Raw genomic sequence first — 15,274 nt, 5'->3', positions numbered from 1 at the left:
GCCGTACCCCCGAGGAGAGCGATGAGCCTGCCTGACAAGGGCCGCAGCACCGAGGAACTGCTGGCCGAGATCACCCGCCTCAAGCGGGAGGACCTGCCGGTGCGCGGCGGCAAGGTGACCGCGTACGTCTACGACACCGGGCGGCCCGAGGTGCACGAGGCCGCCGCCAGGGCCTACTTCGAGATGCTGGAGGTCAACACCCTCGACCCGACGGCCTTCCCCAGCGTGGTGGAGATGGAGAAACAGGTCGTCGGCGCGGTCGCCGATCTGCTCGGTGGTGGGTCGGGCATCTTCACCAGCGGCGGCACCGAGTCGATCATGCTGGCGGTGAAGGCGGCGCGGGACGCGCGGAAGACCGAAGGGCGCCCCCGGATGGCGGTCCCGGTGACCGCGCACCCGGCCTTCCACAAGGCCGCGCACTACCTGGGGCTCGTGGTGGACGCCGTGCCGGTGGACCCGGTGACCTTCCGCGCCTCCCCCTCCGACGTCGAGGCCGCGATCACCGAGGACACCGTTCTGGTGGTCGCCTCGGCTCCGTCCTACCCGCAGGGCGTGATCGACCCGGTCGCCCGGATCGCCGGAATCGCCGCCGCGCGTGGCGTGCCGTGCCACGTGGACGCCTGCGTGGGCGGGTGGCTGCTGCCGTGGCTGCGCGAGGCCGGGGCGGACATCCCGCCCTTCGACCTGTCGGTACCCGGGGTCACCTCGCTCTCGTGCGACCTGCACAAGTTCGGCTACGCCCCCAAGGGCGCCTCGGTCGTGCTGTTCGCCGACCCGGCGATGAGACGGCGGGCGTACTTCGCCTCGGCGTCGTGGCCCGGCTACACGGTGATCAACGCCACCGTGCAGAGTTCGAAGTCCGCGGGCCCGCTGGGCGGCGCGTGGGCCACCCTTCAGGCCCTCGGCAGGGAGGGCTACCTGGAGCTCGGCCGCACCACCCTGGCGGCGGCCCGCGAGCTCCGCGCGGGCATCGCGAAGATCCCCGGGCTGCGGGTGCTCGGTGACCCGGAGTCGGCGCTCGTCGCCTTCGGCTCCGACGGAGACTCCGGCGGGGACTCCGGCGGGGACTCCGACGGTGACGGGGTGGACGTGTTCGTGCTGTCGGACGAGGCGAGGAGGCGCGGGTGGTTCCTGCAGCCGCAGCTGTCCTACGCGGGCATCCCGGCCAACATCCACATCACGGTGACCGGGGTGACACTGCGAGGCGTCGAGGCGATGCTGGAAGTGATCGCGGAAGCCGTGGAGGCCGCGCGAGAGCGGGGTCCCGCCAAGCTGCCGGAAGGGCTGGTGGAGCTGGTGGCGGGCCTGGATCTGGACGCGCTCGACGACGCCGCCTTCGGTGAGCTGGCGTCCGCGGTCGGGGTGGACCTGGGCGGCTCCGGGCAGCCGGAGATGGCCGTGGTCAACGCGGTTCTCGACGCCCTTCCCGCCGATCGGCGAGAGGCGATCCTGATCCGCTTCCTCTCCGTCATCTATTCCTGATCCACCGGCGTCACCGGCGCAGTCTTTCGACGGTGGCCAGGGCGGCGCGGGCGGAGGCGGCGTCGTGGACGCGGAAGACCCGGGCGCCCTGCCAGGCGGAGACCGCCAGCGTGGCCATGGTCCCGGCATGGCGTTCGTCCACCGGCAGGCCGCCGAGGGTCTCTCCGACGAAGTCCTTGTTGGAGACCGCGACGAGCACCGGCCAGCCGGTGGCGACCATCTCGTCCAGGCGGCGGCTGACCTCCAGGGAGTGCCAGGTGTTCTTGCCGAAGTCGTGCGCCGGGTCGATGAGGATCGACTCCCTGTGCACCCCCGCGGCGACGGCGCGCTCCGCGAGGTCGACGGTGTAGCCGATGACGTCGGCGACCACGTCGGCGTAGGCGATGCGGTGCGGGCGGGTGCGCGGGGTCACGCGCCCGGCGTGTGCGCAGACCAGGCCGATGCCGTGCCTGGCGGCGACTCCTGCCAGCTCAGGGTCCACCCCGCCCCAGGTGTCGTTGAGAAGGTCCGCGCCCGCCTCGGCGACGACCTCGGCGACCTCGGCGCGCCAGGTGTCGACGCTGACGATGAGCCGGGGATGACGGCGCCTGACCTCGGCGACCAGGTCGGCCACCCGGCGGATCTCCTCGGCGGGATCGACCTCGTCGCCGGGACCCGCCTTCACACCGCCGATGTCGACGATGTCCGCGCCTCCCGCGACGGCACCGTCCACCGCCTCCAGGGCCGCCGCGAAGCCGTACGTCCTTCCCCTGTCGAAGAAGGAGTCGGGGGTGCGGTTGACCACCGCCATGATCGCGAACTCGCCGGGCCGGAACTCACGGCCACGCAGGCGCAGGATAGTCATCGAGACCGAGCCTATAGCCCCGGTGTCGGAGAGGACGGCGCTCCCACCTGCGCCGCCTCTGGGGGAAATCTGGGAAAACCAACGAACCACAGGGTCCTTACGCGGCCGACCCACTTTCGGCCACGGACAGGAACTCCTGGGCGATGGCGGGCAGCCGCCGTCGCGCGTGAACGATGGCGATCACCCGGCGGACCGAGGGATCGAGGGTGCGGACCACGAGCCCGGCGCGGGAGGCCTGCTCGGCCATTCCCCGGTACCAGAGCATCGAGGCCGTACCCGAACGGACGGTGCTCAGCCAGTTGCCGCGCTCGTCGAGCTGCGTCGCCACCACGGGGACCACACCGTGCTTGGCGAAGAGCGCGTCGAACTCCCTGCGCCGGGAACTGCCGGGAACCGGCAGCACCAGCCGCATGCCGTTGAGTCTCCTCATCGGCACCGGGTCGGGCAGGTCCACGCCGGGCGGGGAGATCAGCACGATCTCCTGGCGCTCCAGCGGGTGGCTGACCAGATCGGTGGGGACGGGCAGGTCCGTCAGGCCGAGATCGGCCCGTTGGTCCCTGATGGCGCTCACCACGCCGTCCCGCCCGTCACAGCGGACGATGTGAATGCGTACCCCGGGATGTTCCGCGGTGTACGCGGGGAGGAGGCGTCCTGCCAGCCCCGGTTCGAGGCTGGGTATCGAGGCGATGCGGAGCTCCGCCTCGGACGCGTGGCCGTGCGTGGACAGTGACTCGATCTCGCGGACGGCGTCGAGTGCCTCCCGGGCCAGCTTGACCACCCGGCGTCCCTGTGCCGTGACGACCACGCCACGTCCGGAACGTGCGAACAACGTCATCCCGAGTTCTCGTTCCAAATCCCTGATCGCACGGGAAAGGGCAGGTTGTGCGATGTACAGCGACCTGGCCGCGTCGGTCATGGTGCGATGCTCCGCCGTCGCGACCACATAGCGGAGCTGCTGCAGATTCATGGTTTGAAGCTAGGTCACGGGCCCTGGATCGGTCCGGTACATAGCGGAGATCACCTCGGATGATTTCGGAATGTAATCGAATGCAGCGACATCCGTGACGGATGATAAATCAGTATGCTTACGCCCCAAATTCGGCAAAAGTCCGGACCTGTAGCTCATATCGGACGCTCGGGTTAACGGGGAGACAGCGTGACAGGCAACGGACAACATCCTCCACCGCCCCCTCCACCTCGGGGGCAACCACCTCAGGAGCCGCCCGTGTGGGCGGCTCACGGCCACCCCCAGCCGCCACCGCCGGGGTATCCGCAGCAGCAACCGGGACAGGGAGGCCGTTCGGCGTCGCCGGGGCAGGGACACCCGTCGCCGCCGGGGCAGGGCTATCCGCATACGCTCATCCTGCCCATGTACCCGGAGCAGGGGCACCCCTCGCCGGGACAGGGAAACCCTCCGGTACCGCCTCCGGGAGAGGCCGGATATCCGTCGGGACAAGCCGGATATCCGCCGGCACCACCGTCGGGACAGGCCGGATACGCACCGGCACCACCGGGACAGGGAAACCATCCAGCGTCGCCGCCGGGGCACGGGAGCCACCCGGCGTCGCCGCCAGGACAGGGATTCCCTCCCGGCTACGGGTATCCCCCCGCCTCCCGTCAGCCGAGCCCGCCCCAGGGCCACCCCCAGCCACCGCCCTCCGGATATCCGCCCCGGTTCCCGCCCCCGCCGGCGCGCCCGCAGCAGCCGCCGCCGGCACAGGGATACCGGCATATGCCCACACTGCCCGGGGGTCAGACGCCGTACGGTCATCCACCCCAGCCACCATCGCCGTACGGTCATCCGGCCCCGCCACCACCGCCATACGGCCATCCGGCCCCGCCACCACCGGACCTCCGGCAGCGGCACGCCTACCCGCCGCCGCAGTGGCAGCCGCAGCGCTCTCGTTCCAGCGGCGCCGGAGCGATCGTCGGCGGGTTCCTCGGCGTGTTCGCGCTGGTCTTCCTCGGGCTCGTGGTGATGGGCGCGGTGGCCAAGAACAGCCGCCGCTCGGATTCGGTCTCGCCGGTCGCGATCTCGCCGCCGCCCACCTCCCTGGACGGCAGGCCCACCGCGAAGCCCGCGCGGACCGCCTCCAGCGAGCCGAGGCGGACGACGACCTCCTCCGACGCCTCAAAGGACACGGTCACGCCCCCGACCAGGGCGCGGGCGCTCAACACCAGCTTGGAGAAGAACACGCTCTACCGGGCCGGAGGGCTTCCCAGGGTGAACTGCCCGGCGGGATCGGCCAGCATCTACAGCCACAGTCAGCTCAAGGCACTGATCCTCAAGACCTCCAAGTGCATGGACAAGGGCTGGTCCCAGATCATGCGCGAGCAGGGCATGGACTGGCGTCCGCCCGGCTACGCCCTCACCGCGACGAAGGGCCGCGGCGCCTGCGGCGACTTCCCCTCGCCGGGCGGCATGGTGCCCTACTACTGCCCGCGCAACACCACCATCTACGCCTCGACCAGGGCGATGGTGCGAGGGGTCGGCAACTCCGGCGGGTACGGCTCCATCACCGACTGGCACGGCGGGGTCGTCAGCATGATGGCGCACGAGTACGGGCACCACGTGCAGCATCTGTCGGGGTTGTCCAACACCTGGTGGCAGAGGTCGCTCCGCTCCAGCGGTCAGAGCGGAAGGCTCGCGCTCAGCCGCCGGTTCGAGCTCCAGGCGACCTGCTTCGGCGCGATGTTCATGCGCTCGGTCTCGGCCAGCTATCCGGTGACCCCCGCCCGGCGCAACACCCTCTACTACTTCTACTCCCGCGTGGGCGACTGGCCCGGCTACCCCCGTGACCACGGCTCCCCGGCGAACAACCATCGGTGGTTCCGTCAGGGCTACGAGAAGAACAAGACGTTCCAGTGCAACACCTGGTTGGCGCCGTCTTCGGCGACGTCTTAGATAACATCACGACTTAAACGATCATTCACCACAGATTAGCTATCTGTCTGTCATGTCCAGGTATGGGGACTAGAATCCTGGCAAATTCCGTTCAATCGGGGAACCTTGGCTGTTTTGCCAGGTAGACCGGGGCAAGACGTAGTAGGAAGCGATGTGACGATGCGCCTTGGGCAAGACTCGGGGGATCTCGCCGGCGACAGTGGGAACGGGAAACGGCGCCCCCGGCGCCGCAGCGGTGGCCAGGGTGCGGGCCGCGGCGGCGGCCAAGGTGCGGGTCGTGGCGGCGCGCAGGGGCCGGCCGAGACGCAGTCCCCCTCCGCTCCACCCGGCACGCCACAGGCCCAGGGCGCTCCCTCCGGGCAGAGCGCGCCCCCCTCCAGGGACGCGAGCGGGCTCCGGACGGCTCCCGGCCAGGTCCAGAGCGTGCCGGACGGGCGGGGAACACCCCCGCAGACCCGGCCCGGCGTACGGGGCGCCACCGACGGGCAGGAGGCGCGCTCCCCTCAGGGCGCGCACAACGGGCCGAAGGCACCCTCCCCCCACGACGTACGCGACGGGCAGGAGACGCTTCACCCGAATGTCGTACGCGACGGGCAGGCCACGCACAACGCGCAGGAATCCCTTCCTTCCCGGGGTACGCCCGAGACCGAGGCGGCCTCTCCCTCGCAGGCCGGAGCGGCCCCGCGGCCCGACCGGACCGCGGGGCCGGCTCAGCCTCAGGGAGCAGCCCAGACCGGAGGGCCGAGCCGTCCCGGAGGACCGGGCCAGGGTGGAGGACCGGGCCAGAGCGGGGGACCTGGCCAGAGCGGAGGACCGCCCCCCGGTCCCCCTGCCCCTCCCGGGCCGCCCGGGAAGCGGCCGCGGTTCGCCAAGCCGATGACGGTCGGCGCGCTCATCGGCTGGACCGCGTTGTCGGCGCTCCTCCCCGGCGCGGCGCACCTGCGGGCGGGACACCGCCGCACCGGGTACATCCTCCTCACGATCTTCGGCGCGCTGTTGCTCGCCGCCCTGGTCGGCGCGCTCGTCCTCAGCGGTGAGGGAAACGCGGGCTTCGTCGCCCGCGACAGCACGCTGATGACCGGAGCGGTCCTCGCCATCGTCGGCGCGATCGCCTGGTTCCTGCTGGTGCTCTTCTCCTACGTCTCCCTCGGGCCCGACCGGCTCAGCGGCAGGGGACAGATCGTGTCGGGTGTCGCGGTCGGCGTGCTGTGCGTGTCGGTGATGGCGCCGTTCGCATTGACCGCGAGCACCGTGCTGACCGTCAAGGACGCGGCCAACAGCATCTTCGAGAGCGCCTCGGCCAACCCCACGGCGGCTCCCGTCAAGCACGAGGACCCGTGGGGCGGGCGCAAGCGGGTGAACTTCCTGCTCGTCGGCGGCGACGGCGCCGGAAACCGGGAGGGCGTGCGGACCGACAGCATGACCATGGCCAGCGTGCACGTCGCGACCGGCAACACCGCCATGTTCAGCCTCCCTCGCAACCTCCAGCACGTCCGCTTCCCGCCGAACACCCCGCTCGGCAAGCGGTTCCCCGAGGGCTTCATGCGCGAGCTGCCCAACGGTGGCCTGCTCAACGAGGTCTGGCAGTACGCCGAGGACCACCCCGAGCTCATGCCCGACGTGAAGGACGGCCATCGAGGCCCCCGGGCCCTCATGGACGCGATCGGCTACACGCTCAACCTGAAGATCGACTACTACGCCCTGGTCAACATGTTCGGTTTCGCCCACCTGGTGGACGCCATCGGCGGTCTCAGGATCAGGGTGGAGAGCGACGTCCCCTGGGGCGGCCTCTACGGCACCGCGGGGACCATCAAGGCCGGATACCGGAAGCTCACCGGCGAGGAGGCCCTCTGGTACGGGCGCTCCCGCGTCGGCAGCGACGACTTCTCCCGGATGGCCCGCCAGCGCTGCGTCATCGGCGCCTTCACCCAGCAGGCCACCCCGTCGGTCGTGCTCACCAACTTCGTCAAGATCGCGAACGTGGCCAAGAAGATGGCCAAGACCGACATCCCTCGCGAGTTGCTCGAGCACATCACCGAGCTGGGGCTGAAGGTCAAGGACGCGAGGATCGTGAGCCTCCAGTTCGTGCCGCCGGAGTTCTACACCGGCTCCCCCGACTGGCAGAAGATCCGTGCCGCGACCGCCAGGACGCTGCGCCAGTCACTGCAGCCCGCCCGCCGCCCCCTCGCCGCGACGGCCTCCCCCGGCACGAGCGGTGCGAGCGGATCGACGCCCACCGCCACACCCAAGCCCTCCAGGACGGCGGTGGCCAAGCCGAGCCAGACGCCCACCCCGAACGGCAAGGGCGAGGCCGCGTCCCTGGACGAGCTCTGCGGGTTCTGACCGCCCCACGTGACCGGCTTCGTCGCCGACCACCCCGCACGTATGTGGCCCGCCCTCCGCGAAGGAGGACGGGCCACACGTTTTTCCCCCGGAGCCGGCCGGGCTCAGCCGACCTTGGCCGCTCCGACGCCCCTCGCGGTCCTGGGCAGCAGGACGAAGGCCCCCAGATAGACCAGGCCCGCCACGATCAGCAGTGCCTGGTAGCCGATGACCAGCGCCAGATACTCCAGGCAACCTCCGACCATCGCGCCCAGCAGGTTCGCGCCGAAGGACACGGTGGCGTCCGCGGAGTCGGCGAAGCGCTTGGCGAACACCACGTTGGCCGCGAAGATCGGCAGGAACGCCACGACCACGGCCGCCACCGCGCGCACCGGCAGCGGCAGGCTCAGCAGCCACGAGTTGGGCACCAGCCAGGCGAGGACCAGCCCCGCGAGCAGCACGCCGTACATCACGGGCAGGGACGGCACCCTGAAGCGGCGGGTCACCTCCACCGCGGCGAGCACGGCGACCAGCACCCCTCCGAACACGATCGCGTTCACCACCCAGGTGGTGCCGAACAGCAGCGCGAACCCGGTCACGCTCTTCGTCTCCAGCAGCAGGAACGCCACCCCGAGCAGGAAGAGGTCGGCGTACGGGCGCATCCGCCGGTAGGGACCGGCGACGGCGCGGACGGCGAGCAGGCTGACGATGAGGATCAGGCCGAGGGTGATGATGTAGATCTGCGGGATCGTCCGGTCCTTCAGGTAGAGGAAGGGCCGGTCGTCACCACTCGGCGGCGGGGTGTCGGCCTTCGCCCCCGCCCATTCGGAGTCGCAGCGCTGCGCCTCGGCGGTGAGCCCCGCGGTGATCACCGCCTGCTGGCCGGTCTCGCTGACGATGTCGACGCAGGGCTTGTGGCCGAAGGCGGCCTGCATGGTGGAGCCGAGGCGGTCCACCAGCCAGGTCTCACGGTAGTAGTTGTACATCGAGAAGGTGCCGCCCGGCTTGAGGTGGTCCCTCGCCGCCTCCATCGCCTGCTGGGTGAACAGGTAGCTCTCCAGCCGCAGCGAACTCGCCCCGGACACCAGGGTGAGCGAGTCGGGCAGCGCGAAGAGGATGAGGTCGTACTTGTCGGAGGTCCGTTCCAGGAAGGCGCGGCCGTCGGTGACGTGGGCGGTGACGCGGGGGTCGCTGTACGGACTGTCGGGGTGGTAGGAGCGGCCGAGTTCGAGCAGTTTGGGGTCGATCTCCACGGCGTCCACGCGCTTGGCGCCCTTCGACAGCGCGATCGACACGTCGGTGCCGCTGCCCGCGCCCACGATCAGCACGTCGTCCAGCTTGCCCGAGGTCGCGCGCTCGTACGGCAGGGCGTACTGGCGTTCCCACTCCAGGCGGCTCTTGGCCGGGCTGGCCTGCTGGTGCGGGATGCCGTTGACCTTGATGTCCATCAGCGGCACGTCGTTCCAGTAGCCGCGCACGTAGGTCACCTTGTAGTAGGGCGACCACAGCGCCCCGGCCGTCAGCGACTCCGTCGCGAGGACCCCGACGACGATGAGCGACGGCACGAGCAGCGCCGCGCGGGCCCAGACCTTGCGGGGCCAGAGCAGCACCGCGTAGGCGACCGCGGCGATCACCCCCCACACCACCGGGGGCGCGCTGAGGAACGACAGCGCGGTGAACAGCGCGATGCCGCCGAGGCTGCCGATCAGGTCGTAGCGGTAGGCCTCCAGCCGTTCCAGCTCGGGGAAGCACCGCCCGACCAGCTCGGCCGGGCCCATCAGCACGATCGCCGCCGCGGCGAAGATCACCGGCAGGATCAGCCAGGCGGGCGGCCCGCTCTCGCTCAGGCTCGTCCAGTACAGGACCCCCTCGGTCTGGCGGTCCACGGTGACCGGGAAGAGCCACACGACCAGCACCAGGACGGCGAGCACGATCGGCGAGTAGTACGGCTGCCGGGTGGTGCGTCCTACCCGGAGGAAGCCGAGTCCGATACCGAGAAAGGATCCCAACAGGACGAAGTTGGTGAAATAACTCAGATGAACGATGTTCGATCCGGTCCACCGGATCAGGGCCAGCTCCAGGAAGAGCATGAACCCACTGGCGACGATCAGTCTGGGCCGTGTGCTCAGCCAGTGGGTGTGCCGGACATCTGGGGTGGGGGGTGGAGTCGTCTCCGCCTCTGCGGTCATGCCGCCCAACGCTAGTCACCGGCACCCGCGCAGGGAAGGAAATCCATCCCTGTCGTTTGTGTGGGTTACCTGCCATGAGACCAGATAGGGGGTGGTTTCAACGGCTGGACGCGATCGAGGCGGATGCAGGAACGTGGTGGAACCCGATCCTCTCAAGTCCCGGTGGTGCACATGCGGGTCCTGCTCCAGCTCCGTCCATCCCCCGACGTCGTGGCGGCCGTGGCCGACCCCTCGGTGAGCACGACGGCGGCCGACGTCGCCGACGCGTTGCCCGGGGTCGTCGTGGACCCCTCCTTCACCCCTGTCGTCGCTCCCCGCCCGGTCCCCCTCGCCGGGGGCGATCCCCTCTCGCTCAACCAGCCGCTCACGTTCTCCTTCGCCGACGACGAGGCCTCCGTCCTGGTCCGCGGGGAGATCTCCGACGACGAGATCTCCACCCGGATCACCCTGCTGCCCTCGCTGCGTCCCGACGTGGTTGGGGTCTTCGCCGACCCGATGATCCAGCGGAGCCTCACCTGCGGCGGAACGCCACCGGTGGGCGACTGGCGCGACGTGGAGCGGCTGCTCCACGTCCCCGAGCTGGCGCGCGAGGGCCTCGACGGCTCGGGCGTCGCGCTCGCGGTGCTCGACAGCGGCATCAACGCCGCGCACGTGGCCCGGCAGCTCGACCGCGGCGTGGCCCTCGACGCCCAGCGCAGCTGGAAGCCGTCGGGGGTGCGGGGCGAGGCGGGCGAGTTCCCCGTCGACCACGGCACGATGTGCGCCTTCGACGCGCTCATCGCCGCCCCGAGGGCGTCGCTGATCGACGTGCCCGTGCTGCTCTCCCGGCGTCCGGGCGGCTCGGCGCTGGACGGCCTGCTGTCGGACGCGGTCGCCGCCTTCGCCCACCTGCGCACCGTCCTCGAAGACCAGCCCGCGGCCTCACGCTCCCTCGTCGTCACCAACAGCTGGGGCTCCTTCTCCCCCACCTGGGACTTCCCCGCAGGCCATCCCGGCAACTACTCCGACAACCCCGCCCACCCGTTCAACCTGATCGTCTCCAGCCTGGAGCGGGCGGGCGCCGACGTGCTGTTCGCCGCGGGAAACTGCGGGCGCGACTGCCCCGACGGCCGGTGCGCGTACGCCAACCGACCGATCACGGGCGCCAACTCCCACCCGCGCGTCCTGTCGGTCGGCGGAGTCGACATCCGTGGCGAGCGGGTCGGCTACTCCTCGCAGGGCCCCGGCCGCCTCACCGCGAGAAAGCCCGATCTCTGCGCCTTCACCCACTTCTCCGGCTCGCGGGCCTTCGGCGACGACGAGGCCGACTCGGGCACCTCGGCCGCGTGCCCCGTCGTCGCCGGGCTCGTCGCGGCCATCCGCACCCTGTGGCCCTCCTCCCGTCTGTCACCCTCCCAGCTGCGCACCCTGCTCCGGCGCACCGCCGACGACCACGGCGACATCGGGTTCGACCACGACTACGGCTACGGAGTCGTCGACACCCCCGGGATGCTCGCCTCGTTGCGACGCCGCGCCAGGCGCGTAGCGTGAGTGCATGCTCCTGATCACCGTACGGCTTCCGCCCGACGCCACGCTCGCGCAGGCCATGCGGCACCTGAAGCTGCCCGAGGAGGACGTCGACACCGACTACGGCCTGGTGCTCATCGACCCCGACCAGGGCCTGTACGGCCTGCGGGTGAGCGAGGCCGCCGCCCGCCGGGTCGACCCGAAGGCGGGCGGCGGCCCCTACTCGGACCCGAGGATCGAGCCGTACGGCCCTCCGCACTGAACACCGCGCTCGCCGGACGGGACGGCCCCCTGCCCCTCCGCCCGCCGGACGGGGCACCGGGGCAGAGCCGTAAGCAGTGGTTCGGCACCCTCTTCCCGGCACGGAGCGTTCCCGTACCACAAAGATCAAATATTTTGGGATATCTCGCCTTACGAAAGGCGGATTTCGGTCTTCACCGGTCCGTTATGATCTTTGCTTGTCCTTGGCCTTTCCGACTTCCGGGAGTCCCCGTGCCACCGCGCGAGCGTCTCCGCCGCCTGCTCGAAACGCACCGTTTCCAGCAGTTCATCATCACCGTCATCGTGATCAACGCGGTCACGCTCGGGCTGGAGACCTCGGCGACGCTCGCCGAGCCGTACGGCGCGGTGCTCGCCGCCGTCGACCACCTCGCCCTCTACATCTTCGTCGCCGAACTCGCCGCCAAGCTGTACGCCTACGGCTGGCGGTTCTTCCGCAACCCGTGGAGCCTCTTCGACACCGTGATCGTGGCGGTCTCGCTGCTCCCCACGGCGGGCGGGCTCTCGGTGCTGCGCGCGCTGCGCATCCTGCGGGCGCTACGGCTCATCTCCGTGCTGCCCAGCCTGCGCCGGGTGGTGACCGCGCTGCTCACGGCACTACCGGGGATGAGCTCGATCGTGCTGCTGCTGGCACTGGTGCTCTACGTCGCGGCGGTGATGAGCACGAAGCTCTACCACGTCACCGCCCCCGAGTACTTCGGCGACCTGCCCACCTCGCTGTTCACCCTGTTCCAGATGATGACCGGGGACGCCTGGTCCGACATCACCAGGGAGGTGATGGACGAGCATCCGTCGGCGTGGCTGTTCTTCGTGGTGTTCATGCTGGTGTGCACCTTCGTGGTGCTGAACCTGTTCATCGCGGTGGTGGTCAGCGCGATGGAGGAGGAGCACGCCGAGGAGTCCGTACAGGCGACCGAGGAACTGGGCAGGACCGTGCTCGCCGAACTGGCCTCGCTCCGGGCCGAGGTGCGGGAGTTGCGGGACCGGGTCCCGGCGCCGATGAACGGCACCGCGGGGGCGAAGGGCACGGCGAACGGCGACTCGGGCTCCGCAGGGAAGAACGGCGCGAACTCCGGGGGAGGGAACGGTTCAGGCTCCGGGGGGAAGAACGGTTCCGAGGGAAAGAACGGCTCGGGTTCGAAGGGCGCGACGAACGGCGGCGTGAGAAAGCCCGCCGCCCGGAAGGCGGCGGGCCGGCGGCGCGGATAGGCGCCGGGTCAGCGCGAGTAGAACTCCACCACGAGCTGCTCGTCCACCGGGACCACGACCTGCTCGCGCAGCGGGCGGCTGAAAAGGGTGAACCGGAGGTCGGCGTGGTCGACGTCGAGGTAGGCGGCCGTCCGGTCATCCGCGTACACGCCCTCGGACGCCGCGACGAACGGCTGCATCCGGCGTGACCTCTCGCGCACCGCGACGACCTGGCCCGGCTTGACGAGGTAGCTGGGGATGTCGACCTTGCGGCCGTCCACGGTGATGTGGCCGTGGGCGACGTACTGGCGGGCCGCGTAGATGGACGGGGCGAGGCCTGAGCGCAGGACGAGAGAGGCGAGGCGCGTCTCCAGCAGCACCACCAGCTCCGCGCCCGCCCGCCCGGTGCCGCGCAGCGCCATGTCCCAGTAGCGACGCATCTGCCGCTCGGAGACGTCGTAGTACCAGCGGAGCTTCTGCTTCTCCATCAACCGCAGCCCGTAGTCACCGGTCTGCCGCCGGTTGGTCTTGCGACCGTGCTCACCCGGCGGGTAGGGGCGCTCCTCGAAGTATCGGACGGCCTTGCGGGTCAGCGGCACGCCGGCCCTCCGAGAAAGACGCACCTTCGGCCCGGTGTAGCGCATACTCACTCCCCTGTGGTTAGGTTTACCTTAGTTAGGCAAGGCTAATCTTACACACAGCAGTGTCCCCGACCTCAAGGAGAGCCGGTTCATGCAGCCCGTCACCGCTCCGCCGATCCCCGAGCGGGTCCGCACCCTCGCAGCCACCGCCGCTCCCACCCACGTGTCCGTCTCCGGAACCAACGCTCCCGCGACACCCGCCAGGGGCGGCGTGGACGGCGCCGGGCGACCCGTGCTGCTCGTCCTGCCCGGCGATCCGCTCCATGACGTGCGAGACGAGCCCGTGGTGACCGTGGATCTGACGTCGACCCGCTCACTGGGAGGGCACGAGCTCTCGCGGGGCCTGCTCAAGGTGCAGGGCTGGGCGCAGGCGGTGCCCGAGGCCGAGGTGAGGGAGACGGCGGTGGCGATCGCCGAACGCTGCCCGGACGAGGCCCTGTTCGAGACGCTGGAGGGGATGGACGGCCCTCGGCTGATCCGCGTCGACGTCGGCAGGGTGATCTATCTCACCGGGCCGGAGTCAGGCCTGCTGGACGCCGAGGAGTATCTGGGCGCAGCCCCCGACCCTCTGATGGACGACGCCGAGCGCATGCTCCACCACATCAACGGCTCCCACCGCCGGCAGTTGGAGGCCGCGCTCGTCTCCCTGCTCGCCGCACCGGCGCCGGAGGCCTGGCTCTGGGAGCTCGACCGCTTCGGGGCGACCGTCCGCTGCGGCGTCGACAGCGACCCGACGCTGATCCGGCTTCCATGGCCCTCGCCCATCGGCGACGCGGAGTCCCTCGAACACGCCGTACGCTGCCTGCTCTGCCGACACTGACGCGGCAAAACCGGCCGACGGCCCCTCGACGACCCCAAAGGCGACGATTCATCGCGCGGCACCGTTTTTATCGCGTGGCGCCATTTCCGAGCGAGGCCGAAAATGGCGCCAGACCATTCCATGCGAAATACGCGGAGAGGCAACAGGAAACCACTCCGAAAGCGCGATCGCTCCCGGAGTGAAATACCCCCCGGGAGGAAATCGCCCTCGGAAACGGCAGGTCAGCCTTCGGACACCACCTCGCTGGTGTTTTTGATCACCTGGTCGACGAAGCCGTAGTCTCTGGCCTCGGTGGCGGTGAACCAGCGGTCGCGATCCCAGTCCTCCTCGATCCGCTCCAGCGACTGGCCGGTGTGGAAGGCGATCCGCTCGCGCATCATCTGCTTGGTGTAGAGCATCTGCTCGGCCTGGATGGCGATGTCGGCGGCCGTGCCCCCGAGGCCTCCCGAGGGCTGGTGCATGATCACTCTGGCGTGCGGCAGGACGTAGCGCTTTCCGGGAGCGCCGGAGCAGAGCAGGAACTGCCCCATGGACCCCGCGATGCCCATGCCCACGGTGGCCACGTCGTTGGGGACGTACTGCATCACGTCGTAGATGGCCATTCCGGCCGACACCGAGCCACCGGGTGAGTTGATGTAGAGCCAGATGTCGCGACGGTCGTCGTCGGCGGAGAGCAGAAGCAACTCCCCGCAGATCCGGTTGGCGACCTCGTCGTTCACCTCACTGCCGAGCACGACGATCCGCTTGCGCAGCAGCCTCTGATACAGCTGGTCTTCGGGGACGATCTGGGGACCGCTCATGTCTTCCACCTACTCCGAACCCGAGGTTTGCTAATAAACGAATACCCGCGACCATAGTCCAGCAGGGAGCCGCGTTTTCCGTTCGTTCGCTGTCAGCGCTTTTCGCTGAAAGCGCAGCATCCCTCATTTCGTTTTCCTGCCGGGCGCGGTCGCCGCCCGGCCGGAGCGGCCGTTCTCGCTGGACGCGATCGTTTCCCGGCCGGGGGGGGGGGGCCCCCCGGCGGGGGGGCGGGGCCCCCCCCGCGGGGGGCGCCCCGGGCGGGGGGGGGGGGGCCGGCCCCCCCCCCCCCCGCGCCCC

12 protein-coding genes are annotated in these 15,274 nt (G+C 70.3%); 7 read left to right on the top strand and 5 right to left on the bottom strand.

All coding sequences use genetic code 11. The features are described from left to right. The first annotated feature begins 21 nt into the window (after positions 1 to 21). Positions 22 to 1,482, top strand: coding sequence for an aspartate aminotransferase family protein (locus ABZ664_RS10280; RefSeq protein ID WP_362506022.1), 1,461 nt, complete (start codon positions 22 to 24; stop codon positions 1,480 to 1,482). Between the two features lie 10 nt (positions 1,483 to 1,492). Here the strand turns inward: ABZ664_RS10280 and folP are convergent, their stop codons facing one another. After that, positions 1,493 to 2,326 carry a dihydropteroate synthase gene (gene folP / locus ABZ664_RS10275; protein WP_362506019.1) on the bottom strand — a complete coding sequence of 278 codons (834 nt, stop codon included), beginning with the start codon at positions 2,324 to 2,326 and terminating at the stop codon, positions 1,493 to 1,495. 97 nt (positions 2,327 to 2,423) lie between these two features. Beyond that, positions 2,424 to 3,293 (bottom strand): LysR family transcriptional regulator, encoded by an 870-nt coding sequence (locus ABZ664_RS10270; RefSeq protein ID WP_362506016.1) that lies wholly within the window; start codon positions 3,291 to 3,293, stop codon positions 2,424 to 2,426. Between the two features lie 765 nt (positions 3,294 to 4,058). On the opposite strand from ABZ664_RS10270, the gene ABZ664_RS10265 reads away from it, so the two are divergent. After that, a complete protein-coding gene (locus ABZ664_RS10265) occupies positions 4,059 to 5,231 on the top strand; it encodes a neutral zinc metallopeptidase (protein WP_362506013.1) in 1,173 nt (390 codons plus the stop codon). A 159-nt stretch (positions 5,232 to 5,390) separates the two neighbouring features. Then, positions 5,391 to 7,574, top strand: coding sequence for an LCP family protein (locus ABZ664_RS10260; RefSeq protein ID WP_362506329.1), 2,184 nt, complete (start codon positions 5,391 to 5,393; stop codon positions 7,572 to 7,574). 104 nt (positions 7,575 to 7,678) lie between these two features. On the opposite strand, the gene ABZ664_RS10255 is transcribed toward ABZ664_RS10260, so the two are convergent. Continuing rightward, the gene (locus ABZ664_RS10255; RefSeq protein WP_362506010.1) at positions 7,679 to 9,742 is read right to left on the bottom strand and encodes a spermidine synthase; all 2,064 of its coding nucleotides are present in this window, start codon (positions 9,740 to 9,742) and stop codon (positions 7,679 to 7,681) included. 171 nt (positions 9,743 to 9,913) lie between these two features. Between ABZ664_RS10255 and ABZ664_RS10250 the strand changes: the two genes are divergently transcribed. The 3 genes from ABZ664_RS10250 to ABZ664_RS10240 all read left to right on the top strand — a co-directional run bounded on the left by ABZ664_RS10250 (position 9,914) and on the right by ABZ664_RS10240 (position 12,736). Beyond that, positions 9,914 to 11,272, top strand: coding sequence for a S8 family serine peptidase (locus tag ABZ664_RS10250; RefSeq protein WP_362506326.1), 1,359 nt, complete (start codon positions 9,914 to 9,916; stop codon positions 11,270 to 11,272). Positions 11,273 to 11,276: 4 nt separating this feature from the next. Further along, positions 11,277 to 11,510 (top strand): hypothetical protein, encoded by a 234-nt coding sequence (locus tag ABZ664_RS10245; protein WP_362506007.1) that lies wholly within the window; start codon positions 11,277 to 11,279, stop codon positions 11,508 to 11,510. Between the two features lie 230 nt (positions 11,511 to 11,740). Next, entirely contained in the window at positions 11,741 to 12,736 is a 996-nt protein-coding gene (locus ABZ664_RS10240; protein ID WP_362506004.1) for an ion transporter, read from the top strand. Positions 12,737 to 12,744: 8 nt separating this feature from the next. Here ABZ664_RS10240 and rpsD read toward each other — a convergent pair whose 3' ends face one another. Next, positions 12,745 to 13,359: a 30S ribosomal protein S4 gene (gene rpsD, locus ABZ664_RS10235; RefSeq protein WP_362506001.1), complete on the bottom strand. Its 615-nt coding sequence runs from the start codon at positions 13,357 to 13,359 to the stop codon at positions 12,745 to 12,747. 88 nt (positions 13,360 to 13,447) lie between these two features. Here rpsD and ABZ664_RS10230 point away from each other — a divergent pair, with 88 nt between their 5' ends. Next, the gene (locus ABZ664_RS10230; RefSeq protein ID WP_362505998.1) at positions 13,448 to 14,176 is read left to right on the top strand and encodes a DUF2470 domain-containing protein; all 729 of its coding nucleotides are present in this window, start codon (positions 13,448 to 13,450) and stop codon (positions 14,174 to 14,176) included. A 221-nt stretch (positions 14,177 to 14,397) separates the two neighbouring features. On the opposite strand, the gene ABZ664_RS10225 is transcribed toward ABZ664_RS10230, so the two are convergent. Next, positions 14,398 to 14,976 carry an ATP-dependent Clp protease proteolytic subunit gene (locus tag ABZ664_RS10225; protein WP_362505994.1) on the bottom strand — a complete coding sequence of 193 codons (579 nt, stop codon included), beginning with the start codon at positions 14,974 to 14,976 and terminating at the stop codon, positions 14,398 to 14,400. Positions 14,977 to 15,274 lie beyond the last annotated feature (298 nt).

Source organism: Streptosporangium sp. NPDC006930 (assembly GCF_040635605.1).
GTDB lineage: Bacteria > Actinomycetota > Actinomycetes > Streptosporangiales > Streptosporangiaceae > Streptosporangium.
The sequence above is the reverse complement of the archived record's forward strand: the minus strand, read 5'-3'. Positions and strand labels throughout refer to the sequence as shown.